The sequence below is a fragment of the Halomonas sp. A11-A genome (genome assembly GCF_003182195.1).
GTDB lineage: Bacteria > Pseudomonadota > Gammaproteobacteria > Pseudomonadales > Halomonadaceae > Halomonas > Halomonas alkalicola.
The window spans coordinates 122,841-145,115 of record NZ_QGTM01000002.1 but is presented as its reverse complement, the minus strand read 5'-3'; the positions used below and the strand labels follow the sequence as shown (position 1 = coordinate 145,115).

General features: G+C 67.8%; 18 protein-coding genes. 15 read left to right on the top strand and 3 right to left on the bottom strand.

The window, feature by feature from the left end; genetic code table 11:
• Window positions 1-84 precede the first annotated feature (84 nt).
• From ccoN to fnr, 11 genes are all read left to right on the top strand, one after another.
• The gene (ccoN, locus tag DER72_RS02790; protein ID WP_110068486.1) at window positions 85-1,509 is read left to right on the top strand and encodes a cytochrome-c oxidase, cbb3-type subunit I; all 1,425 of its coding nucleotides are present in this window, start codon (window positions 85-87) and stop codon (window positions 1,507-1,509) included.
• Between the two features lie 23 nt (window positions 1,510-1,532).
• Window positions 1,533-2,141, top strand: coding sequence for a cytochrome-c oxidase, cbb3-type subunit II (ccoO, locus tag DER72_RS02785; protein ID WP_110068485.1), 609 nt, complete (start codon window positions 1,533-1,535; stop codon window positions 2,139-2,141).
• 2 nt (window positions 2,142-2,143) lie between these two features.
• Window positions 2,144-2,359, top strand: coding sequence for a cbb3-type cytochrome c oxidase subunit 3 (locus DER72_RS02780; protein WP_110068484.1), 216 nt, complete (start codon window positions 2,144-2,146; stop codon window positions 2,357-2,359).
• Window positions 2,356-3,285, top strand: a complete 930-nt coding sequence (gene ccoP / locus DER72_RS02775; protein WP_110068483.1) for a cytochrome-c oxidase, cbb3-type subunit III — start codon at window positions 2,356-2,358, stop codon at window positions 3,283-3,285. Before DER72_RS02780 ends, ccoP begins: the two co-directional genes overlap by 4 nt.
• 130 nt (window positions 3,286-3,415) lie before the next feature.
• Window positions 3,416-4,855 carry a cytochrome c oxidase accessory protein CcoG gene (ccoG, locus tag DER72_RS02770; RefSeq protein ID WP_110068482.1) on the top strand — a complete coding sequence of 480 codons (1,440 nt, stop codon included), beginning with the start codon at window positions 3,416-3,418 and terminating at the stop codon, window positions 4,853-4,855.
• A gap of 1 nt (window position 4,856) precedes the next feature.
• A complete protein-coding gene (locus DER72_RS02765) occupies window positions 4,857-5,381 on the top strand; it encodes a FixH family protein (protein ID WP_110068481.1) in 525 nt (174 codons plus the stop codon).
• A 30-nt stretch (window positions 5,382-5,411) separates the two neighbouring features.
• On the top strand, window positions 5,412-7,898 hold the full coding sequence (locus DER72_RS02760; RefSeq protein ID WP_110068480.1) for a heavy metal translocating P-type ATPase: 2,487 nt from the start codon (window positions 5,412-5,414) through the stop codon (window positions 7,896-7,898).
• A complete protein-coding gene (ccoS, locus tag DER72_RS02755; protein ID WP_110068479.1) occupies window positions 7,895-8,125 on the top strand; it encodes a cbb3-type cytochrome oxidase assembly protein CcoS in 231 nt (76 codons plus the stop codon). The genes DER72_RS02760 and ccoS overlap by 4 nt, the downstream gene beginning before the upstream one ends.
• Window positions 8,125-8,823: a sulfite exporter TauE/SafE family protein gene (locus DER72_RS02750; protein WP_110068478.1), complete on the top strand. Its 699-nt coding sequence runs from the start codon at window positions 8,125-8,127 to the stop codon at window positions 8,821-8,823. Before ccoS ends, DER72_RS02750 begins: the two co-directional genes overlap by 1 nt.
• Window positions 8,824-8,918: 95 nt before the next feature.
• Window positions 8,919-10,307, top strand: coding sequence for an oxygen-independent coproporphyrinogen III oxidase (gene hemN / locus DER72_RS02745; protein ID WP_181395589.1), 1,389 nt, complete (start codon window positions 8,919-8,921; stop codon window positions 10,305-10,307).
• Window positions 10,308-10,402: 95 nt separating this feature from the next.
• On the top strand, window positions 10,403-11,146 hold the full coding sequence (gene fnr, locus DER72_RS02740; RefSeq protein WP_110068582.1) for a fumarate/nitrate reduction transcriptional regulator Fnr: 744 nt from the start codon (window positions 10,403-10,405) through the stop codon (window positions 11,144-11,146).
• A gap of 3 nt (window positions 11,147-11,149) precedes the next feature.
• Here the strand turns inward: fnr and ttcA are convergent, their stop codons facing one another.
• From ttcA to DER72_RS02725, 3 genes are all read right to left on the bottom strand, one after another.
• On the bottom strand, window positions 11,150-12,082 hold the full coding sequence (ttcA, locus tag DER72_RS02735; protein ID WP_110068476.1) for a tRNA 2-thiocytidine(32) synthetase TtcA: 933 nt from the start codon (window positions 12,080-12,082) through the stop codon (window positions 11,150-11,152).
• 83 nt (window positions 12,083-12,165) lie between these two features.
• A complete protein-coding gene (locus tag DER72_RS02730) occupies window positions 12,166-12,792 on the bottom strand; it encodes a 3'-5' exonuclease (protein WP_110068475.1) in 627 nt (208 codons plus the stop codon).
• Between the two features lie 66 nt (window positions 12,793-12,858).
• Entirely contained in the window at window positions 12,859-14,676 is a 1,818-nt protein-coding gene (locus DER72_RS02725) for a putative nucleotidyltransferase substrate binding domain-containing protein (protein WP_110068474.1), read from the bottom strand.
• 698 nt (window positions 14,677-15,374) lie between these two features.
• Here DER72_RS02725 and DER72_RS02720 point away from each other — a divergent pair.
• From DER72_RS02720 to DER72_RS02705, 4 genes are all read left to right on the top strand, one after another.
• Window positions 15,375-15,635, top strand: coding sequence for a DUF4212 domain-containing protein (locus DER72_RS02720; RefSeq protein ID WP_110068473.1), 261 nt, complete (start codon window positions 15,375-15,377; stop codon window positions 15,633-15,635).
• A gap of 6 nt (window positions 15,636-15,641) precedes the next feature.
• Entirely contained in the window at window positions 15,642-17,438 is a 1,797-nt protein-coding gene (locus tag DER72_RS02715) for a sodium:solute symporter family protein (protein ID WP_110068472.1), read from the top strand.
• Window positions 17,439-17,533: 95 nt separating this feature from the next.
• The gene (locus DER72_RS02710; RefSeq protein ID WP_110068471.1) at window positions 17,534-18,049 is read left to right on the top strand and encodes a hypothetical protein; all 516 of its coding nucleotides are present in this window, start codon (window positions 17,534-17,536) and stop codon (window positions 18,047-18,049) included.
• 67 nt (window positions 18,050-18,116) lie between these two features.
• A complete protein-coding gene (locus DER72_RS02705) occupies window positions 18,117-22,061 on the top strand; it encodes a NahK/ErcS family hybrid sensor histidine kinase/response regulator (protein ID WP_110068470.1) in 3,945 nt (1,314 codons plus the stop codon).
• The last annotated feature ends 214 nt before the right edge of the window (window positions 22,062-22,275 follow it).

Here is a 22,275-nt window from a genome sequence, read left to right as displayed (position 1 = left end):
GGGGCGCTGGGTCCGTGGCAAACTGGCGCAGCTTCCGTAGTTCCAAACCCACTACCCTGCTACCGCGTTCGATGGGAATCTGACATGAGCACAGCACTGGAACACCCGACCTACAACTACAAGGTAGTTCGGCAGTTCGCGATCATGACAGTAGTGTGGGGCATCGTCGGCATGCTCCTCGGCGTCATCCTCGCCGCACAACTGGTATGGCCGCAACTCAACCTCGATCTGCCCTGGACCAGCTTCGGCCGCCTGCGGCCGCTGCACACCAATGCCGTGATCTTTGCCTTCGGGGGTTCCGCGCTGTTCGCCACCTCCTACTACGTGGTTCAGCGGACCTGTCAAACCCGCCTGTGGTCCGATAAGCTGGCCGCCTTCACCTTCTGGGGCTGGCAGGCGGTGATCCTGTCCGCGGTGATCACCCTGCCGCTGGGCTACACCACCACCAAGGAGTACGCCGAGCTGGAGTGGCCGATCAACATCCTGCTCGCCGTGGTGTGGGTCACCTATGCCCTCGTCTTCCTGATGACCATCAAGCAGCGCAAGACCTCCCACATCTACGTGGCCAACTGGTTCTTCGCCGCCTTTATCCTGACCGTCGCGGTGCTGCACATCGTCAACAACGCCGCCATCCCGGTCACCGCCATGTACTCGGTCTCCATCTACGCCGGCGCCATCGACGCCATGGTGCAGTGGTGGTACGGCCACAACGCGGTGGGCTTCTTCCTGACCGCCGGCTTCCTGGGGATGATGTACTACTTCGTGCCCAAGCAGGCCGAGCGTCCGGTCTACTCCTACCGTCTCTCCATCGTGCATTTCTGGTCGCTGATCATGGTCTACATGTGGGCCGGGCCGCACCACCTGCACTACACCGCCCTGCCCAACTGGGCCCAGTCGCTGGGCATGGTGATGTCGATCATCCTGCTCGCGCCCTCCTGGGGCGGCATGATCAACGGCATGATGACCCTCTCCGGCGCCTGGCATAAGCTGCGCACCGACCCGACCCTGCGCTTCCTGGTGGTGGCCCTCTCCTTCTACGGCATGTCCACCTTCGAGGGACCGATGATGGCGGTGAAGACCGTCAACGCCCTCTCCCACTACACCGACTGGACCATCGGTCACGTGCACGCCGGCGCCCTGGGCTGGGTGGCGATGATCACCATCGGCTCCATGTATCACCTGATCCCGCGCCTGTTCGGCCGCACCGAGATGCACTCCGTGGGCCTGATCGCCGTGCACTTCTGGCTGGCCACCATCGGCACCGTGCTCTATATCGCCTCCATGTGGGTCAACGGCATCCTGCAGGGCCTGATGTGGCGCGCCATCAACCCCGACGGCACCCTGATGTACACCTTCATCGAGTCCGTCGAGGCCAGCGGCCCGGGCTACATCGTGCGCCTGATCGGCGGCCTGTGCTGGGTCGTGGGCATGCTGATCATGGCCTACAACGTCACCATGACCGTCAAGCGCGGCGAAGGCGCTCGTCAGCCGCTTCCGCAGACTGCCTGAGCCAACCGGGGATACCGACACCAATGAAACACGAGATTGTCGAAAAGAACGTTGGCCTGCTCGCCGTGCTGATCCTTGTCGTCATCAGCTTCGGCGGCCTGGCCGAGGTCGTGCCGCTGTTCTTCCAGAAGCAGACCACGGAGCCGGTGGACGGGCTGCGTCCGCTCTCCGCCCTGGAACTGGAAGGCCGCGACATCTATCGCCGCGAGGGCTGCGTCGGCTGCCACTCGCAGATGATCCGCCCGTTCCGCGCCGAGACCGAGCGCTACGGCCACTACAGCGTGGCCGGCGAGTCGGTCTACGACCACAACTTCCTGTGGGGCTCCAAGCGCACCGGCCCGGACCTGGCCCGCGTCGGCGGCCGCTACAGCGATGACTGGCACCGTGCCCACATGTACAACCCGCGCGACGTGGTGCCCGAGTCGATCATGCCCGCCTACCCGTGGCTCTTCGAGCGCACCCTGGACGGCAGCAGCACGCCGAGAAAGATGGAGGCGCTGCGCATGGTAGGCGTGCCCTATACCGACGAGGACATCGCCAACGCCACCCGCGAGGTGCGCGGCCAGCAGGAGATCACCGCGCTGATCGCCTACCTCCAGCAGCTCGGCACGGTACTCGAGGGAACCCGCTGAGCATGGATACCGGGACTTTCCGCGGCATTATCACCGGCTTGCTGATCGTGGCCTTCCTCGGCATCACCTGGTGGGCCTACTCGAAGCGGCGCAAGCCGGATTTCGACGAGGCGGCCCACCTGCCCTTCGCCGATGATGATGAGCAACCGAACCGTGACAGGAGCGCCTCGCCGAACGGGGCGGATTCCCGCAAGAGCAAGGGAGACAGGAACACATGAACAATCTCTGGGGTGACTCCCTTTCCGGGTTCTGGAGCGCCTGGATCATCGTCATCACGCTGGGCTCCATCGGCCTTGCCTTCTGGCTGCTCTACGCCAACCGCAAGACCGACAAGATCCCCGACGCCGATGGCAACATCGAGACCACCGGACACGCCGCCGATGGCATCGAGGAGTACGACAACCCGCTGCCGCGCTGGTGGTTCCAGCTCTACGTGGGCACCGTGATCTTCGCGCTGGGCTACCTGGTGCTCTACCCCGGCCTCGGCAACTTCGCCGGCGTGCTGGGCTGGACCCAGGAGGGGCAGTGGGAAGAGGAGGTCGCCCGCGCCGAGGAGCGCTTCACGCCGATCTTCGCCCAGTACCAGGAGATCCCGATCCCCGAGCTGGCTCGCGACGCCGACGCCATGCAGGTGGCCGAGCGCATCTACCTCAACAACTGCGCGGTGTGCCACGGCTCCAACGCCCAGGGCGGCTACGGCTTCCCCAACCTGACCAACGACGACTGGCTCTACGGCGGCGAGCCCGAGCAGATCGTCCAGACCCTGGTGCGGGGCCGCAACGGCCTGATGCCTTCCTGGCAGCAGCTCGGCGAGACCAACATCGAGAACGTCACCCAGCATGTCCTCGCCCTCTCCGGCCTGGAGCATGACGAGGAGCGCGCCGAGCGCGGCGCCACTACCTACGCCTCGGTCTGCGCGGCCTGCCACATGCCCGACGGCACCGGCAACCAGGCGCTGGGTGCGCCCAATCTGACCAACGATATCTGGCTCTACCAGGCACCCGGTCAGAGCGTGGCAGACTCCGTGCGCCAGACCCTGCGCAACGGCCGCAACGGCCACATGCCGGCCCAGGCAGCCTACATCGGCGAGGAGCGCGTCCACCTGGTGGCCGCCTACGTCTACAGCCTGCGCTTCCGGGACTGACCCGAGAGCCAGGAACCAGCGGAAGGGTGCGGCGTCAGGTCGCACCCTTTCTCGTTGGCCCGGCGACTCGATACAATGAGTGCCGCAAGATCAGCGCCGGCCCTCCCCTCCTCCCTGCCGTGAGCCTGCCATGAGCGACAAGATCCCCGCCCGCGATGTCACACCGTCACCGGTCGAGCACCATGCGCCCGGCGCCACGGTGCAGCAGGAGATGTACGCCAAGCGGCGCCATATCTATGTGCGGGAGATCAAGGGGCTCTTCCAGCGGGTGAGGCGCGGCGCCAACTGGGCCCTGATGCTGCTGTTCTTCGTGATGCCCTGGATCCCCTGGGGGGACCGTCCGGCGATCTGGTTCGACCTGCCCGGCCGCGAATTCCATATCCTGGCCGCCACCTTCTATCCCCAGGAGTTCATGCTGCTCTCCTGGCTGCTGATCATCTGCGCCTTCGGACTCTTCTTCATCACGGTGTTCGCCGGCCGCGTCTGGTGCGGCTACACCTGCCCGCAGAGCGTCTGGACCTTCCTGTTCATCTGGTTCGAGCACCGCCTGGAGGGGAGCCGCAACCGACGCATCAAGCTCGACAGCCAGCCCATGAGCGCCGACACGCTGTGGCGCAAGGGCGCCAAGCACGCCATCTGGCTGGTCATCGCCCTGGCCACCGGGGTGACCTTCGTCGGCTACTTCACGCCGATTCGCCAGCTGGTGGTCGACCTGCCGACCCTGCAGGCCCACGGCTGGTCCTACTTCTGGGTCGGCTTCTTCCTGGTCTTCACCTACCTCAATGCCGGCTGGCTGCGCGAGCAGGTGTGCATCTACATGTGCCCCTACGCCCGCTTCCAGTCGGTGATGTTCGACCGCGACACCCTGATCGTCTCCTACGACACGGGGCGCGGCGAGCCGCGCGGGGCCCGCAAGAAAACGCTCACCCATGAGCAGGCCCGGGCCGCCGGCCACGGCGACTGCATCGACTGCGACCTCTGCGTGCAGGTCTGCCCCACCGGCATCGACATCCGCGACGGCCTGCAGTACGAATGCATCACCTGCGCGGCCTGCATCGACGCCTGCGACAGCGTGATGGACCGCATGGGCTACCCCCGCGGCCTGATCCGCTACACCACCGAGAACGCCCTGGAGGGCAAGCCCACCCATATCCTGCGGCCGCGCCTGATGGGCTACCTGGCGGCGCTGCTGGTGATGATCGGGGTCTTCGCCTGGGCCGTGACCGACCGCATGCCGCTGGGCTTCGAGGTGGAGCGCGAACGTACCCAGCTCTACCAGCTGACCCGCGAGGGCCGGCTTAGCAATGTCTATGTGCTGATGGTGCGCAACCTGGACGGCCAGGAACACAGCTATCGCCTGGAGGCCTCGGGCCTGCCGGGGCTGGCCCTGGATACCGAGCGCCTCACGGTGCCCGCCGGCGACAGCCGCCGCGCCGTGGTGACGATCACTGCCGACCCGGCGGTGATCGAGCGCCCCAGCCACCCCATCACCCTGCGCATCGAGGCCGATGACCACCCACGCATCGCCATGGAGCGCGAGACCCGCTTCATCGGCGAGATCCGGAGATGACATGTCCAACACCGTGACCCCCTGGTACAAGCAGTTCTGGCCCTGGCTGCTGCTCGGCCTCCTGTTCACCTCGATCACCGCCAGCAGCACCCTGGCGGTGCTGGCCGTGAGGAGCGCCGACGGCATGGTGCAGGAGGACTACTACGAACATGGCCGCGCCATCAACATGGTGCTGGCCAAGCAGGAGCGCGCCGCCGAACTGGGGCTCTCCGCCAGCCTGCGCATCGACCCGCTCACCAGCGACGTGGTCGTCGACCTGGAGGGCGGCAACGGCTTCCCCGAGAGGCTCGACTTCGAGCTGATCTTCCCCACCCAGGACGACCGCGACATCGAGCTTACCCTGGAACACGTGCGCGACGGTCGCTACCTGGGCCAGGCCCCCGACAACCTGCGCTACCGCTGGTACCTGCAGCTGCAGCCCCAGAGTGACGAGCCCGAGTGGCGCCTGGTGGGCGAGGCACGCTTCCCCGAGGAGGAGTCCGTGCGCCTGACCCCCGGCCGGGCCGCGCCCGACGGCGACACCTGACATGCCTGAGCGGCAAGGACTCCTGCGCCCATGAGTGACGCTGTCGCTGTCGGCTCGGCGGAGTGCTATCACTGCGGCAGCCGGGTTCCCCCCGGCGCCCCCTGGTCGATCACCCTCGATGACACCCGCCAGCCGCTCTGCTGCCCCGGCTGCGAGGCGGTGGCCCACGCCATCGTCGATGGCGGCCTGGCGAGCTACTACCGCTTCCGCACCGAGCTGCCGGAACGCCCCGACGAGCGCGACACCGTGCGCGCCGAGACCTGGGCGGTGTTCGACGACCCGGGGCTGCAGCGCCAGTTCGTGCACGCGGAAGGCGACGACAGTGGCCGGGTCCACGCCACCCTGGCGGTGGACGGCATCACCTGTGCGGCCTGCGCCTGGCTGATCGAGCACCGCCTCAATGCCCTGCCCGGCGTCGCCTCCAGCGCCGTCAACCTGACCCACCACCGGGTGCGGGTGAGCTGGGACCCCGAGGCGGTCAAGCTGTCGCGGATCCTGGCCGAGATGGCCGCCATCGGCTATCAGGCCCAGCCCTACGAGCCCGACGAGGCCCAGGCGCGCCTGCAGCACGAGGAGCGCATGAACGTGCGCCGGTTGATCATCGCCGCGGTGGGCATGGCCCAGGTGATGATGTTCTCCATCCCCATCTACGTGGCCGGCCCCGAGGGCATCAGCGAGGACTTCCACGCCCTCTTCCACTGGCTCTCCTTCGCCCTGACCACCCCGGTGGTGTTCTTCTCGGCGGCACCCTTCTTCCGCAACGCCGTGCGCGACCTGCGCACCAGGGTGCTAGGCATGGACGTGCCGGTCTCCCTGGCCATCGGCTTCGCCTACGCCGCCAGCGGCTATGCGGTGATCACCGGCAAGGGCGAGGTCTACTTCGATTCGGCGGCGATGTTCACCTTCTTCCTGCTCTTCGGACGCTACGTGGAGGCCCGCGCCCGACGCCGCAGCGGCCACAGCGGCAACGCCATGGCCGGCGCCCTGCCGCTCTCGGCCATTCGCCTCACCGACGAGGGGGAGGAGCGCATCCTCCCGGCCAGCGAGCTGGCCGCCGGCGACCGCGTACTGGTCAAGCCCGGTCACGGCGTGCCCGCCGACGGGGTGATCGAGGACGGTGAATCGAGCCTCGACGAGTCCATGCTGACCGGCGAGTACCTGCCGGTGACCCGGCGCCTGGGCGACACCGTCACCGGTGGCAGCCAGAACATCGAGAGCCCCCTGGTGGTGCGCGTCACCCACGCCGGACGCGACGCCCGCGTCGCCGGCATCGTCGACCTCACCGACCGCGCCTTCGCCAGCCGCCCGCGCCTGGCGCAGATGGCGGCGCGCATGGCCCACCTCTTCGTGCTGCGCCTGCTGGTGGTCACCGCCGTCGTCACCATCGCCTGGTGGTTCATCGACCCGGCGCGCATGCCCTGGATCATGCTCTCGGTGCTGGTGGTCACCTGCCCCTGCGCCCTGGCCCTGGCCACCCCTACCGCGCTCACCGCCGGCCATGGCCAGCTGCGCCGCCGCGGCGTGCTGGTGACCCGCGCCGATGCCATCGAGGCGCTCTCCCAGGTCGACCGGGTGATCCTCGACAAGACCGGCACCCTGACCAGCGGCCAGATGACGCTGGTGGAGACGCGCCCCCTGGGCGGGTTCGATGCCGAGCGGGCGCGCACCCTGGCGGCCGCCCTGGAGGCGCGCTCCGAGCACCCCATCGCCCGGGCCTTCCATCCCTACCGGCTGGCCACGGTGCACGCCTCCGAGATGGCCAGCCGCACCGGCCAGGGCCTCGAGGGCACCCTCGACGGCCGCCGCTGGCGGCTCGGCAAGCCGGCGTTTGCGGCCCCCGAGGCCGACCTCGCTCCCCCCGGCAGGGGGCAGTGGCTGCTGCTCGCCGAGGAGGGCGAGCCGCGGGCCTGGTTCGCCCTGCAGGACCGCATCCGCGAGGATGCCGCCGACACCGTGGCAGCGCTCAAGGCGCTGGGCCTTGCGGTCGAGCTGCTCTCCGGCGACACCCCCGAGGCCGCCGGCGACCTCGCCCGGCGTCTCGACATCCCCACCTGGCGCGGCGGCGCCAGCCCCGAGGCGAAGCTTGAGCGCATCCGCGAGTGCCAGGCCGCGGGCGAGAAGGTCGCCATGGTCGGGGACGGCATCAACGACGTGCCGGTGCTGGCCGGTGCCGACGTGGCCATCGCCATGAACGGCGCCACCGACCTGGCACGCACCAGCGCCGATGCCATCCTGCTCAGCCCGCGCCTGTCACGCATCGTCGAGGCGGTCGAGATCAGCCGCGCCACCCGCCGGGTGATGCGCCAGAACATGATCTGGTCGGTGTGCTACAACTTCACCGCCATGCCCATCGCCGCCGTGGGGCTGGTGCCCCCTTGGCTGGCCGCCATGGGCATGTCGGCCAGCTCCCTGGTGGTGGTGGGCAACGCCCTGCGCCTCAACCGCTTCCGCAGCCGCGCCATGCCCGCCGCCCCGCTGCCGACGCCATCCCCTGAACCAGACCGGGTGACCCCATGAGCATTCTCTACCTGCTGATCCCGCTGTCGCTGACCCTGCTGGGCCTGGCCGTCTGGGCCTTCTTCTGGGCGGTCAAGCACGACCAGTTCGAGGACCTGGAGGGCCCCGCCCACCGCATCCTCTTTGACGAGGACGAGAACGACCTCCCCCCCGAGGAGCGCCAGCGGCGCCGCGAGGCCCGCGAGCGCGCCGCGCAGGAGCGCCGCGACGCCGACCCGGAGCCCTGATGGACCCCACCGGTCTCGGCCTGCCGCCCCTCGCGGCGGCCTTCGTCTTCGGCCTGCTGGGGGGCGCCCACTGCATCGGCATGTGCGGCGGCATCATGAGTGCCCTGACCTTCGCCGTGCCCCCCAGCATGCGCTCCCCGGCGCGCCTCGCGGGCCTGCTGCTGGGCTACAACCTGGGGCGCATCGGGAGCTACATGGTGGCCGGCGCCCTGGCCGCCGCCCTCGGCACCCTGCTCAGCCTCACCCCCGGCATGCGCCTCCTCCTGCAGGGCCTTGCCGCCGTGATGCTGATCCTGATGGCGCTCTATATCGCCGACTGGTGGAAGGGGCTGCTGCGGGTCGAGGCGCTGGGCAGGCGGCTGTGGCGCCACCTGGAGCCGGTGGGCCGGCGTCTGATGCCGGTGGTGAGGGCGCCCCAGGCCGTGGCGCTCGGCGCGGTGTGGGGCTGGCTGCCCTGTGGGCTGGTCTACTCGATGCTGGCCTGGAGCCTGGCCATGGCCGACCCGCTCAAGGGGGCCGCCCTGATGGGCGCCTTCGGCCTCGGCACCCTGCCGGCGCTGCTCGCCACCGGCCTGGCGGCGCGCCAGCTGGGGGGGCTGATTCGTCACCGGGCCACCCGCAGCATCGCCGCGCTGTCGATCATCGCCTTCGCCCTGTGGCAGCTGTGGCTGATGCTGCCCGCACAGGGTCACGGCTGATTCGGCACTATTCCACGCCGGATTGACGCAGCTCAACGCCGCCGGCGCCAAGCCGCCCTAGTATGGAGAGCACACCCATAGCCGGGAGCGCCGTCATGCCTGTTCAGGCGACACGCAACGATCGCGCCGGGCCATCCTGGACTGCCGGCGGCAGGCCCTCGACGCAGTACCATGACCACGACGGATCGCACTACCTCACCTACCCCGACGCCGCTCGCCTGGCGACGGGGGGCGGCCCCGCGGCGCTGACCCGGGCCCTGACCGAGCGCTCCCCCGGCGCGCCGCTGGCGCTGCACGTGCGCCTGCCCTTCTGCCGGCAGGCCTACCGCTTCTGCGCCTCCCAGCGGGTACCCTCACGGGACAGCCGCCAGGCCGAGCCCTACCTCACGCGGCTCGACCGCGAGATGGTGCTGGTGAGCCGCCTGCTGGGCCGCCTCCCGGCCGTGCAGCGCCTGCACTGGGGCGGCGGCGCCCCCGCCTTCCTCTCCTTGGACCAGATGGGCGACCTGTTCGATCGCCTCGACGCCCGCTTCGGGCTGTCCGGCGCCCGAGAGCGCGACTTCAGCATCGAGATCGCCCCCCGCGAGGCCGATGTCTTCACCCTGCGCCACCTGCAGGCACTGGGCTTCAACCGCCTGAGCCTCGGCGTCCAGGAGCTCGACCTGCGCGTCCAGAAGGCAATCAACCGGGTCCAGCCCCGGGTGCTGACCGAGTCCCTGGTGGACGAGGCCGAACGCCTCGGCTTCCACTCCCTCAACCTCGACCTGACCGTGGGCCTGCCGCTGCAGACCCCCCACGGCTTCGGCGAAACCGTGGAGCAGGTGATCGCCATGACCCCGGCGCGCATCACCCTGCGCCGCTACGCCCATCTGCCGGCGCGCTACCGCCCCCAGCGCGAGATCGACGCCGAGGACCTGCCCGACGCCGCCACCCGCCTGGCGATCCTCGCGGCGGCTCGCCAGCGGCTGGATGACGCCGGCTACGTGCATATCGGGCTCGGTCAGTTTGCCCGCCCCGATGACAGCCTGGCCCAGGCCCTGGGGGAGGGCCACCTGGCCCGCGACCTGCAGGGCTACACCCCCTACCCGCCCGGCGACCAGGTCGGCCTCGGAGTCGCCGCCCTCAGCCGGGTCGGCGATACCCTGACCCGCAACGCCCTGAGCCTGGCCGACTACGAGGCGGCGCTGGACGCCAGCCAGCTGCCCGCCGGCGCCGCCCACCGGCTGGACGCGGTCGACCGCCTGCACCGGGATGCCATCGAGGCGCTCGCCTGTCGGCGCGAACTGGACCCGGCCGCACTCTCGCAGGCCCATGGGCGCGACGCCGGCGCGGCCCTGGCCGGTTCCCTCGAGCGCCTCGCCCCCTTCTGCGAAGCGGGGCTGCTCGAGCGCCACGGCGAGCGCCTACGGGTGACCCCCGACGGGCTCTGGGGCCTGACCCAGCTGCTCGCCGCCTTGGACCCCGCGGCCACCCCGGCGGCGTGACGGGGCGGACGGGCCTACCTCCTTGGAGGTGGTTTGCCCTGCCCGAAGTTTCCCCCATAATGGCCGGCATGCTCATGATCAAGGAGGAGGCGGCCATGGCCGATAGCCTGACCGGACGGCGGCACTCTGTACTGCACGAGACTCGCTGCCAGACCTGCAGCCTGAGCTCGCTCTGCCTGCCGCTGGCCCTCGAGGTTCAGGACATGGACCAGTTCGACGCCATCATCCGCCGGCGCGCCCCCCTCAAGAAGGGCGAGACCCTGTTCCGCCAGAACAGTCCCTTCACCAGCGTCTATGCGGTGCGCTCGGGCAGCCTCAAACAGGTGACCACCGAGGGCAGCGGCGACGACCAGCTGACCAACTTCTACCTGCCCAGCGAGCTGGTGGGGCTGGACGGCATCGACGAGGAGCAGTATCCCGGCAGCGTGGTGGCCCTGGAGACCACCACCGTGTGCGAGATTCCCTTCGATCGCCTGGACCAGCTGTCGGAGTCCCTCCCCGAGTTGCGCGGCCAGCTCTATCGCAGCATGAGCAAGGAGCTGCGCGACGACCGTCGCATGATGCGCCTGCTCTCACGCAAGACCGCCGACCAGCGCCTGGCCAGCTTCTTCACCAGCCTCTCCGACCGCTTCCGCCGGCGCGGCTACTCCCCCTACAGCTTCCGGCTCTCCATGTCCCGGGCCGATATCGGCAACTACCTGGGCCTGGCGGTGGAGACCGTCAGCCGCATCCTGGGCCGCTTCCAGAGCCAGGGCCTGGTGGAGGTCTCGGGCCGCGAGGTGCATATCCTCGACCTGGAGTCGCTGATTCAGGTTGCCGAGGAGGAAGGGGCCAAGTAGCCCCTATTCATTGAAAAGTTCGATGCGGCTGGCCTGCCGTCGCGCCTGTGTCTCCTCGAGCCCCGCGAAGTCGAACAGCTCGCGGTCGGCCAGCTGCGACGGCGCCACGTTGGTCACCGCCTTGAACATGCTCTCCAGGCGCCCGGGGTGTTTCTTCTCCCATTCGGCGAGCATCTCCTTGACCACCTGGCGCTGCAGGTTGGGCTGGGAGCCGCACAGGTTACAGGGGATGATCGGGAACGCCATCAGCCGGGCAAACTCGGCGATATCCGCCTCGCGGCAGTAGGCCAGCGGGCGGATCAGGATGTTCTTGCCGTCGTCGGAGAGCAGCTTGGGGGGCATGGCCTTGAGGCTACCGCCGAAGAAGAGGTTGAGGAACAGCGTCTCGAGGATGTCCTCGCGATGGTGGCCCAGGGCAATCTTGGTGGCGCCGATCTCCGCGGCGAAGCCGTAGAGGGAGCCGCGGCGCAGCCGCGAGCAGAGCGCGCAGGTGGTCTTGCCCTCCGGCGTCTTCTCCTTGACCACCGAGTAGGTGTCGCGCTCGAGGATATGGTACTCGACGCCGATGGACTCGAGGTACTCGGGCAGCACCTGCTCGGGGAAACCGGGCTGCTTCTGGTCGAGGTTGACCGCCACCAGCGAGAAGTCGATCGGGGCGTTGCGCTGCAGGCTGCGCAGGATCGAGAGCAGGGTGTAGCTGTCCTTGCCGCCGGAGAGGCAGACCATCACCCTGTCGCCCTCGTGGATCATGCCGTAATCGATGATGGCATTGCCGACCTGGCGGCGCAGGCGCTTCTGGAGCTTGTTGAACTCGCGCCTGCCCCGGGCATCCAGGGCATCGAGGAGCGGCGAGGGGGCCTCCTGCTGCGGGGAGCCCCCCGCGGCGGGAGTCCCGGCGTCGGTGTCGCGGGGGTCGAAGGTCACGGCGTCTTGCATGTCGGTCGGCGCTGCCAGTGCGGGCAAAAATGACGGGCGCCCATCCTACCACCGCCGGCGACGTCAGGCGACGCCATCGCGCTTCAGGCGTCGCCCCGCAGGGCGCTGGTCTCGCGCTCCAGGCGCAGGAAGATCAGCGCCGTGGTCACCGCATCCCCCAGCGCCGTATGGCGCCCCATCACCGGCACGTCCAGCAGCTCGGCCACCTTCTCGAAGCGCGGCGCCGACTCCACCTCGGGGTGGCGGCGGCGCAGGCGGCGCAGATACTGCTGGGCCACGTCGATGGTGGCGTTGGGCAGCTCGAAGCCGAGGCGCGGGCGCAACTCGCGATTGAGGATCGCCAGGTCGAAGGCCAGGTGCCAGCCCACCAGCGGGCGATTGCCGACGAAATCGAGCAGGCGGTTGAGTGCCTCATCCACCGCCATGCCGCCCTCCAGGTCGATGCCGCGCAGGCCGTGGATGCGGATCGAATCGCCACACAGCGAGGCCGGGCGCGCCAGACGCAGGTCCAGGGATTCGCTGGTCAGCACCCGGTCACCGCGCACCTTGACGGCGGCGATGGAGACCAACTCCGCGCTGCGCGTATCCAGCCCGGTGGTCTCGGTATCGATGACCACCATCTCGTCACCGGTATAGGGGTGAAAGAGCCAGGCGTAGTCGCCGTTGGCGTGCCGTCTTCGGTCGGCAGCGCGCCGCAGGACCTTGAGCATGTGGAGCCTCCTGTTGTGATTGTCGTTCCTTCGTGCATCGTCATGCCTTCGTGCGGCCTCGGGCCGTCACGAATACTCCAGATGAAAGCGGTGCGAAAGGCGCTGCTTGAAGTCCTTGACGATATGCAGCGCCTCGCGCAGCAGGTCGCGCTCCAGCGAGGAGAGCTCCTGCACCACCACGCGGTCGGGCTTGCGCTCGCCACCGCTGTCCAGATGGGCGAGCTGCTGCTTGAGGCGCAGCTCGGTGAACAGCGACAGCGCCTCACCGAGGTCCTCGGCGAAGCGCGGCTCTAGGCGGCCATCCGCCGCCAGGGCGTCCAGCCGCTCCAGGGTGGAGGTGGGACGGATGCGCCGCTCCAGGGCCATCACCCGCACCCCGTGAACGATGGGAAAGATGCCGCCCTTCTTGATGTCGATGCCATGCTGGGGCCGCTTGAGCGAGCCGAAGAGCGTCAGCGGCGTGGAGAAGCGCAGGATGGTGCGGGCGAAGTAGGAGAGCAGCAGCTCGTTCCCGGAGCAGCGCGCGAACAGCTCGTCGCGTACCCGGTCGAGCAGGGCCGGGTTGCCGGCCACCGCATGGGAGTCGAGCATGATGGCGAGCTTCATCAGGCTGTCGCCGTCCCGCCTCTCGGCCCAGCGGGCGATGCGCTCGCGCCACTGGGTCACGGTGCCGACCCACTCGGGGTTGGAGACCATGATGTTGCCGGGACAGGGCGGGTAGCCCAGCTCGATCAGGGTCTCGGTGAACCGCTGCATCTGCTCGGCGCAGTTGGGCCACTCAAGGTCGTCGGTCAGGATCAGGCCGTTGTCCTGGTCGGTCTTGAGGATCTGCTCGCCGCGCCCCTCGCTGCCCATCACCATCAGGCAGCTGTCACGGTGATAGCCTTCGTCGACCAGGAAGCCCCAGGCCTTGCTCATGATCCGCCCGTTGAGCGCCGCCAGCAGACCCATGGCGAAGCGCAGCTTGACCCCCTGGGCCATCAGCGCCTTGACCAGCTCCGGGGTGCGGCGACTGGCGGCCGCCAGCGCCTCGAGGCTCTCGGCCTGCTCGACCTGCAGGCTGACCACGTAGCTGCGGCTCGAGAAGTAGCTGAGCACGTCGGTGAGCTCGACGACCCCCATCGGCGCCTCCTTCTCCACCACCACCACCCGCTCCACCTTGTGGCGGGTCATGACCACCAGCGCCTCGAACAGGTACTGCCCCGGCCCCACCGTGATCAGCTCGGCGCTGCCGATCCCGTCCAGGGCACTGTCGCGGTCGCGCTCCTCCACCACCAGGGCGTTGAGCAGGTCGGTCTTGGTGATCATGCCGGGGCCGTCATCACCCGCCACCAGCAGGCTGTCGGCATGGCGCTCGTTGATGGTGGTCACCGCCTCGGCGATGGTCGTGGCGGCCGGCACGATCAGCGGCTCACGCATGCACTCGTCGACCCGGGCCAGCATGAAGCCGGCCATGGTCACCCCGCCTTCGGCACGCTGCTCGGTCAGCAGGCGCGCCTTGTGGGCCAGGGTCTGGCGGAAGAACTCGGCGAAGGGGGGACAGTCATCGCAGAGCTCGAGAAAGAGCGCCTTGGGCAGCAGGTAACAGAGGCTCTCCTGCTCGGCACGGAAGCGGTAGCGGCACTTGCCGTTGAGAATGCTGATAGCGCCGAACAGGTCGCCGCGGGTGTAGTGGCCGATGCGCGAGCGGGCCGCGGGCAGGGTGGGGTCGACTTCCGCCACCTCCCCCTTGTGGATCAGGAAGAGGTTCTCACCGGCCTGCCCCGTTTCGAGGATGATCTCGTCGCGATCGAAGTAGGCCAGGTCCACGCCCTGGCGAACCCGCTCGCGGCCTGCCTCGTCGAGCAGGGTGAACGGCGGTTGGGAAAGATCGACCTCGACCATGGCGCAGACCTCGCGGGCGGCATCCCGACTCGGGCCTCCCTGTCGCGCCACCGCCAGCAGGCGATCGACAGACGAGGGGGCCGGAGAGGAAAACGGCGTTGTGGCCGCCACCAGATGATTGTTGGGGTTGTTGTTGGGTCTCGTAGGACTGGTGGCAGCATAGCAACCTCCCTGTCGCCCTTATAAGCTAGACGATCGTCTCCCCCTTTGGCCCCCTATACGATCGTCCAAGCCTCGCCCGCGAACGCAGCGACCCTGCGACTTTGGTCTTCCTCCGCCTCCTTAGACGATCGTCCAAGCCGTGTCGCGCCCGCCCCCGACCGCCCCTCTCACACCCCCTATACCATCGTCCTAATCTGGCTGACGTACCTCGTGTAACTCAGCAGAAACACGCCCCCATCCTTTTGATTGACAAGGATTCGTTGACACCGCATTGAATCGTATTTTTCTCATGATACGAAAGTCTGGGATTCATTTTCGCCACTCATTGCCCACTATCCACCATGCATCATGCAGGGCAATCGCACGACAACGATGCCTGCCGACACCGGCGAGATACGGGCCACCGGCCCTCTCACAGTCGGGATCTACCCCAAGGCTCGCAACGGCCTGACACAAGACATGCGATTGCCCTGGTGACCCGCAACCGACAGACCCCCAGTTCCCAACCCCACCAATAACAAGTGGAGAACACGACAATGGCAGAAGAGAAAGTCGATTCGTCCGAATACTGGAAGGCGAACGTACGCCTGATCACGGGATGCCTGATCGTCTGGGCCTTCGTTTCCTATGGCTGCGCCATCCTCTTCCGGCCCCTGCTCTCCGGCATTTCCGTGGGCGGCACCGACCTGGGCTTCTGGTTCGCCCAGCAGGGCTCCATCCTTACCTTTATCGCGCTGATCTTCTTCTACGCCTGGAAGATGAACAAGCTCGATCAGAAATTCGGTCTGGGGGAGTAATCCAGCATGAGCCAATTTGCCATCAACCTGCTGTTCGTAGGGGCCTCCTTCGCCCTCTACATCGGCATCGCGATCTGGGCCCGTGCGGGTTCCACCAAGGACTTCTACGTGGCGGGCGGCGGCGTCCACCCGGTGACCAACGGCATGGCCACCGCCGCCGACTGGATGTCCGCGGCGTCGTTCATCTCCATGGCCGGCCTGCTCGCCTCCGGCGGCTACGCCAACTCCTCGTTCCTGATGGGCTGGACCGGCGGCTACGTGATCCTTGCCATGCTGCTGGCGCCCTACCTGCGCAAGTTCGGCAAGTTCACCGTGCCGGACTTCATCGGTGACCGTTTCTACAGCAAGGCGGCACGCCTGGTGGCCGTCATCTGCCTGATCGTGGCCTCCGTGACCTACGTCATCGGCCAGATGACCGGTGCCGGCGTCGCCTTCTCGCGCTTCCTCGAGGTCTCCAACACCTGGGGCATCTGGATCGCCGCGGCCATCGTCTTCCTCTATGCGGTATTCGGCGGCATGAAGGGCATCACCTACACCCAGGTGGCCCAGTACATCGTACTGATCATCGCCTACACCATTCCGGCGGTCTTCATCGCCTTCCAGCTGACCGGCAACCCCATTCCGATGTTCGGCATGTTCAGCACCCATAGCGAATCCGGCGTGCCGCTGCTGCAGAAGCTCAACGAGGTCGTGGTCGCCCTGGGCTTCCAGGACTACACGGCGGACGTGGACAACAAGCTCAACATGGTGCTGTTCACCCTGTCGCTGATGGTGGGTACCGCGGGTCTGCCCCACGTCATCATCCGCTTCTTCACCGTGCCCAAGGTGGCCGACGCTCGCTGGTCTGCCGGCTGGGCCCTGGTCTTCATCGCCCTGCTCTACCTCACCGCACCGGCCGTGGGCTCCATGGCGCGCCTCAACCTGATGACCACCGTCTATCCGGAGATGACCGGCCAGGTCGAGGACTACGAGTCCGCCGCCGCCGAGCCGATCCTCTACGAGGACCGTCCCGAGTGGTTCCGCACCTGGGAAGACACCGGCCTGATCACCTTCAACGATCTCAACAACGACGGTCGCATCCAGTTCTACAACGATGCCAACCCGGAGTTCGACGAGGTCGCCGAGCGTCGCGGCTGGGCAGGCAACGAGCTGTCGGTCAACAACGACATCCTGGTACTGGCCAACCCCGAGATCGCCAACCTGCCCGCCTGGGTCATCGGCCTGATCGCCGCCGGCGGTATCGCGGCTGCGCTCTCCACCGCCGCGGGCCTGCTGCTGGCCATCTCCTCGGCCATCAGCCACGACCTGATCAAGACCATGATCAACCCCAACATCTCCGAGAAGGGCGAGATGCTGGCGGCGCGGATCTCCATGGGCGGTGCCATCCTGCTGGCCACCTACCTGGGCCTCAACCCGCCGGGCTTCGCCGCCCAGACGGTGGCCCTCGCCTTCGGTATCGCCGGCGCCTCGCTGTTCCCGGCGCTGATGATGGGGATCTTCTCCAAGCGGGTGAACAACGTGGGCGCGGTTGCCGGCATGCTGACCGGTCTGATCGCCACCCTGCTCTACATCTTCACCTACCTGGGCTGGTTCTTCATTCCGGGCACCAACATGCTGCCCAACACCCCGGACAACTGGATCCTGGGCATCTCCCCGCTCTCCTTCGGCGCGGTGGGTGCGGTCATGAACTTCGCGGTTGCCTTCGCACTCTCCAGTGTCACCCAGGAGCCGCCGCAGGAGATCCAGGACCTGGTGGAGAGCGTGCGCTATCCCAAGGGTGCTGGCACTGCCATCGACCACTAAGCCATAATGGCCCCTGGCCCGGCTCGCCGGGCCAGTCATTCCCCACCGATCGGGCTTCCCTAGGGAAGCCCGATCGCTTTGAGCAAGGACACTTCATGATTTGGCACTTGATCGCGGCGATCTTCGCCGGCCTCGGCGCCGCCGGCATCGGCATGCTGCTGCGCATGGCCAGCGGCAAGCGCCTGCCGACCTGGATCATCCCGGTGTTCGGCGGCCTGGGCATGCTCGGCTACCAGATCCACTACGAGTACTCCTGGTTCAGCCACAAGCAGGCACAGCTGCCCGCCACCGCCAGCGTGGTGGCGGTGGAGCACGGCTCGATGTTCTGGCGCCCCTGGACCTACGCCTTCCCCATGGCCAACGCCTTCAGCGTGGTGGATCGCGACAGCATGGCCGAGCGCGATGCCAACGGCGAGAGGCTGGTCGAGTACATCCGCTACCGCTTCGAGAAGCAGCACGTGGACCTGGTCACCCACCAGGCCTGGCTGATCAACTGCGACACCCGCGAGACCCTGCCGCTGATCGGCGAGGAACGCCGGCCGCGTTTCGAGGCGATGCGCACCCTCGACGAGGATGATGCCCTCTATCGGGCGCTCTGCCAGGAGACCTGAGGCCCGCCGCCTGCCTTCCCGGGGCACATTGCCCTAGAATGGGCGCCAGACCCGAGGGAGAAAGCCCATGTTCTCAGGCTGGCTGCTGGTTGCCATATCGCTGCTCTATATCGCCGTGCTGTTCGGCATCGCCTGGCGTGGCGATCGCCGGGCCAAGGAGCACGGCGCCAGCCATCGCCGGCCCATCATCTACAGCCTGGCGCTGGCCATCTACTGCACCTCCTGGAGCTTCTACGGCGCCGTCGGCCAGGCCGCCACCGGCGGCTGGTCCTTCGCCAGCATCTACGTGGGGCCGATCCTCACCTTCCTGCTGTTCTGGCCGGTGCTGGCCAAGATGATCCGCGTTGCCAAGCACCAGAACGTCACCTCCATCGCCGACTTCATCGCCTCGCGCTACGGCAAAACCCAGTCCCTGGCGGCCTTTGCCAGCCTGGTCGCGCTGATCGGCACCCTCCCCTACATCGCCCTGCAGCTCAAGGCAGTCTCCACCTCCTTTAGCGTACTCACCGATGCTGGTGACCCCACCCGCACGCCACTATTCGCCGACACCGCCTTCTTCGCCGCCCTGGTAATGGCCGCCTTCGCTGTGCTGTTCGGAACGCGCCATACCGATGCCACCGAACACCACGAAGGGCTGATCCACGCCGTGGCCTTCGAGTCGCTGGTCAAGCTGCTAGCCTTCATGATCCTCGGCGCCTACGTCACCTGGGGCATGTTCGATGGCCTCGCCGAGCTCCTCGCCCAGGCGGAGGTGCAACTGGAGCTGCAGCGCCAGCTGGCCCAGCAGGAGTTCGGCCAGAGCTTCTGGGCCCAGACCCTGCTGGCGATGCTGGCGGTGCTCTGCCTGCCGCGCCAGTTCCACGTGGCGGTGGTGGAGAACACTCACCGCGACGATGCCGCCAAGGCGCGCTGGCTCTTCCCGCTCTACCTGGCGGCCTTCGCCCTCTTCGTGCTGCCGCTGGCCGCTGCCGGCCTGACCCTATTCGCCGACAGCGCCATCGAGCCGGATACCTACGTGTTGGCGCTCCCCATGGCGGCAGGCAGTGAATGGCTCACCCTGCTCACCTTCATCGGTGGCTTCTCGGCGGCCACCGGCATGGTAATCGTGGCCACCGTGGCAGTCTCGATCATGATCTCCAACGAGATCGTCATCCCGGCGCTGTTCCGGCTGCGCTGGTTCGACACCAAGGCCCGCGACTACGGTCGCCTGGTACTGCGCACCCGGCGCTTCACCATCGCCGTGGTGCTGGCCATGGCCTACGGCTTCTACCAGTTGATTGGTGAGTTCACCCCGCTGGCCTCCATCGGCATGCTCTCCTTTGCCGCCGCCGCCCAGTTTGCACCGGCGCTGATCGGCGGTCTCTACTGGAAGCGCGGCAACCGCCTGGGGGTGGTCGTCGGGATGAACGCCGGCTTCGCCATCTGGGCCTACAGCCTGCTGATGCCAGCCATGATCACCACTGGGGTACTGCCGGCCCACTGGATCGATGGCGGCCCCCTGGGTGTTGCCTGGCTCTCCCCCACCTCGCTGTTCGGTCTCAATGTGGGGGATAGCTTCACCCATGGCGTGATGCTCTCGTTGGGGGTGAACCTCTTCTTCTACATCTTCGTCTCGCAGATCACCTCCCAGCGGGTCGTGGAGCGCATCCAGGCCTCGCTGTTCGTGGACAGCGTCGAGACCCGCCAAACCTCGGTAAACCGCCCCTGGAGCGGCGCCACCACGGTGGGCGATCTCAAGGTACTGTGCGAGCGCTTCCTGGGTGCCGGCCAGGTGAGCCGCGCCTTCGATGACTACGCCAGGCGCAGCGGCTCACCACTAGAGGATGGCACCCGCGCCTCCATCGACGTGATCCAGTTTACCGAACGCCTGCTCGCCTCGGTGCTCGGCGCCTCATCGGCGCGTATCGTGGTCAACTCGGCGCTGCAGGGGCGCGGCATCGGCATCTCGGATGTGATCTCCATCGTCGACGAGGCCTCCCAGGTGCTGGAGTTCAACCGCGCCTTGCTCCAGGCCACCATCGAGAACATCAACCAGGGCATCAGCGTGGTGGATCAGAACCTACGCCTGGTGGTGTGGAATCAGCGCTACCTGGAGCTCTTCCGCTTCCCCGACCATCTGATCCGGGTCGGCACGCCCATGGAGAAGGTCTTCCGCTACAACGCCCACAATGGCGAGTACGGGCCCGGTGACCCTGAGGAGCATGTCCAACTGCTACTCGACAATATCCGCGCAGGCCAGCCCCACCGCTACGTGCGCTACCGCCAGGATGGCAGCGTGCTGGAGGTGCAGGGCAACCCCATGCCCGGCGGCGGCTTCGTCTACACCTACCAGGACATCACCCAGCAGAAGCGCATCGAGGAGGCGCTGATCCGCTCGGAGAACAACATTCGTATCTACACAGACAATGTGCCCGCGCTGATCGCCTACTTCGACAAGGAGTGCCGCTACCTCTTCACCAACCGCGCCTACGAGCAGGCCTTCGGCATCGATCGCAACGCGGTGATCGGCAAGCGGGTCCAGGACGTGGTGCCGCCGGAGATGGCTCGCGAGCGCGAACCCTGGATCGAACGGGCGCTGTCCGGCGAGCGGGTCAGCTTCGAGGTGTCGCTGCGTCTCCCCGAGGGGCGCCGCTACATGCTGGTGACCTACACCCCCCACTTCGGCGACAGCGGGGCGATCTTGGGCTTCTTCGCCCTCTATCAGGACATCACCGAGCGGCGCCTGGCGGAGATCGCCCTCAAGGAGACCAACGAGACCCTGGAGGAGCGGGTCCGCGAGCGCACCCAGGCGCTCTCCGAGGCCAACGCCGCCCTGCGCCAGGAGAACCGCGTGCGCGCCGAGGCCGAGCTGGCGCTGCGCCAGGCCAAGCAGCTGGCGGAGGACGCCAACGCCTCCAAGACCCGCTTCCTGGCCGCCGCCAGCCACGACCTGCTGCAGCCGCTCAACGCCGCCCGGCTGTTCACCTCGGCGCTCTCCCAGGAGATGGAGCCCGACATCATACGGCGCACCATCGGCCATATCGACAACTCGCTGCAGGCCGCCGAGGAGCTGCTGGGCACCCTGCTCGATATCTCCAAGCTCGATGCTGGCGCCCTCACCCCCCGGCGCAGCCACTTCGCGCTGGCCGACATCTTCCGGCCGCTGCGCGCCGAGTTCGAGGTGATGGTGGAGGATCGCGGCCTCGACCTGATGGTGGTGCCGACCCGGGCCTGGGTCGACAGCGATGCCCAGATGCTGCGCCGGATCATCCAGAACTTCCTCTCCAATGCCATCCGCTACACCCAGGAGGGCCGGGTGCTACTGGGGTGTCGCCGCCAGGGCGACCGCCTCTCCATCCAGGTGTGGGACTCGGGCCCCGGCATTCCCGAGTCCAAGCAGGCGGAGATCTTCCAGGAGTTCCGCCGCCTCGACCAGGCCTCGCGCCACAAGGAGAGCGAGAAGGGGCTGGGGCTCGGGCTCTCCATCGCCGACCGCATGAGTCGGGTGCTCGACCACCCCATCACGGTGCGCTCGTGGGAGGGCTCGGGGACCATGTTCGCGGTCAGCGTGCCGATGGTGGCCCCACGCAGCGAGGCGCAGCAGGCCGAAGAGGCCGCCTCGCCCAAGCGCGCCGGCAACAAGCTGATCGGCACCCGGATCCTGTGCATCGACAACGAGACCCTGATCCTCGAGGGGATGAAGGCGATGCTCTCCGGCTGGGGCTGCGAGGTGTTCACCGCCACCAGCATCGGCGGCGCCAAGTCGGTGCTGCGCCACCTCGACGGCGACCCCGACGCGATCCTGGCTGACTACCACCTGGACAACGAGGTGACCGGCCTGATGGCCCTGGAGGCGCTCGGCGAGCGGCTGGCCGGCGCGGTGCCCGGCATCGTCATCACCGCCGACCGCACCGAGGAGGTGGCCGATGAGGTCAGGCGCGCCGGCTACCAGCTGCTGCTCAAGCCGGTGCGCCCCGCCGCCCTGCGCGCCCTGCTCACCCGCACCCTGCAGGCCAGCCGAGCGGCGCAGTAGGCTGAATCCCCAAAGCGAGGGGCAGGAGCTGCTGCGTGAAACGAGAGGCGCCGGGGACAGGTCTGGAGGGGGTCCGGGGACCAGGGATGGCCGAGGTAGCGCCCAGGGAGGGGCTCACAGCGCCCCCGATCAGACCTGTCGCCGGGACAGCCTCGAGCAACTGAAGTGGTCCTCGGCACCTACCACAAGCAAGAAACCCACCGTTTGGTGGGTT

What these genes read in the sequence shown, in the direction of transcription:
- ccoN (WP_110068486.1), top strand. Translation starts at nt 85, where the DNA reads ATGAGCACAGCACTGGAACACCCGACCTACAACTACAAGGTAGTTCGG.
- ccoO (WP_110068485.1), top strand. Translation starts at nt 1,533, where the DNA reads ATGAAACACGAGATTGTCGAAAAGAACGTTGGCCTGCTCGCCGTGCTG.
- DER72_RS02780 (WP_110068484.1), top strand. Translation starts at nt 2,144, where the DNA reads ATGGATACCGGGACTTTCCGCGGCATTATCACCGGCTTGCTGATCGTG.
- ccoP (WP_110068483.1), top strand. Translation starts at nt 2,356, where the DNA reads ATGAACAATCTCTGGGGTGACTCCCTTTCCGGGTTCTGGAGCGCCTGG.
- ccoG (WP_110068482.1), top strand. Translation starts at nt 3,416, where the DNA reads ATGAGCGACAAGATCCCCGCCCGCGATGTCACACCGTCACCGGTCGAG.
- DER72_RS02765 (WP_110068481.1), top strand. Translation starts at nt 4,857, where the DNA reads ATGTCCAACACCGTGACCCCCTGGTACAAGCAGTTCTGGCCCTGGCTG.
- DER72_RS02760 (WP_110068480.1), top strand. Translation starts at nt 5,412, where the DNA reads ATGAGTGACGCTGTCGCTGTCGGCTCGGCGGAGTGCTATCACTGCGGC.
- ccoS (WP_110068479.1), top strand. Translation starts at nt 7,895, where the DNA reads ATGAGCATTCTCTACCTGCTGATCCCGCTGTCGCTGACCCTGCTGGGC.
- DER72_RS02750 (WP_110068478.1), top strand. Translation starts at nt 8,125, where the DNA reads ATGGACCCCACCGGTCTCGGCCTGCCGCCCCTCGCGGCGGCCTTCGTC.
- hemN (WP_181395589.1), top strand. Translation starts at nt 8,919, where the DNA reads ATGCCTGTTCAGGCGACACGCAACGATCGCGCCGGGCCATCCTGGACT.
- fnr (WP_110068582.1), top strand. Translation starts at nt 10,403, where the DNA reads ATGGCCGATAGCCTGACCGGACGGCGGCACTCTGTACTGCACGAGACT.
- ttcA (WP_110068476.1), bottom strand. Translation starts at nt 12,082, where the DNA reads ATGCAAGACGCCGTGACCTTCGACCCCCGCGACACCGACGCCGGGACT.
- DER72_RS02730 (WP_110068475.1), bottom strand. Translation starts at nt 12,792, where the DNA reads ATGCTCAAGGTCCTGCGGCGCGCTGCCGACCGAAGACGGCACGCCAAC.
- DER72_RS02725 (WP_110068474.1), bottom strand. Translation starts at nt 14,676, where the DNA reads ATGGTCGAGGTCGATCTTTCCCAACCGCCGTTCACCCTGCTCGACGAG.
- DER72_RS02720 (WP_110068473.1), top strand. Translation starts at nt 15,375, where the DNA reads ATGGCAGAAGAGAAAGTCGATTCGTCCGAATACTGGAAGGCGAACGTA.
- DER72_RS02715 (WP_110068472.1), top strand. Translation starts at nt 15,642, where the DNA reads ATGAGCCAATTTGCCATCAACCTGCTGTTCGTAGGGGCCTCCTTCGCC.
- DER72_RS02710 (WP_110068471.1), top strand. Translation starts at nt 17,534, where the DNA reads ATGATTTGGCACTTGATCGCGGCGATCTTCGCCGGCCTCGGCGCCGCC.
- DER72_RS02705 (WP_110068470.1), top strand. Translation starts at nt 18,117, where the DNA reads ATGTTCTCAGGCTGGCTGCTGGTTGCCATATCGCTGCTCTATATCGCC.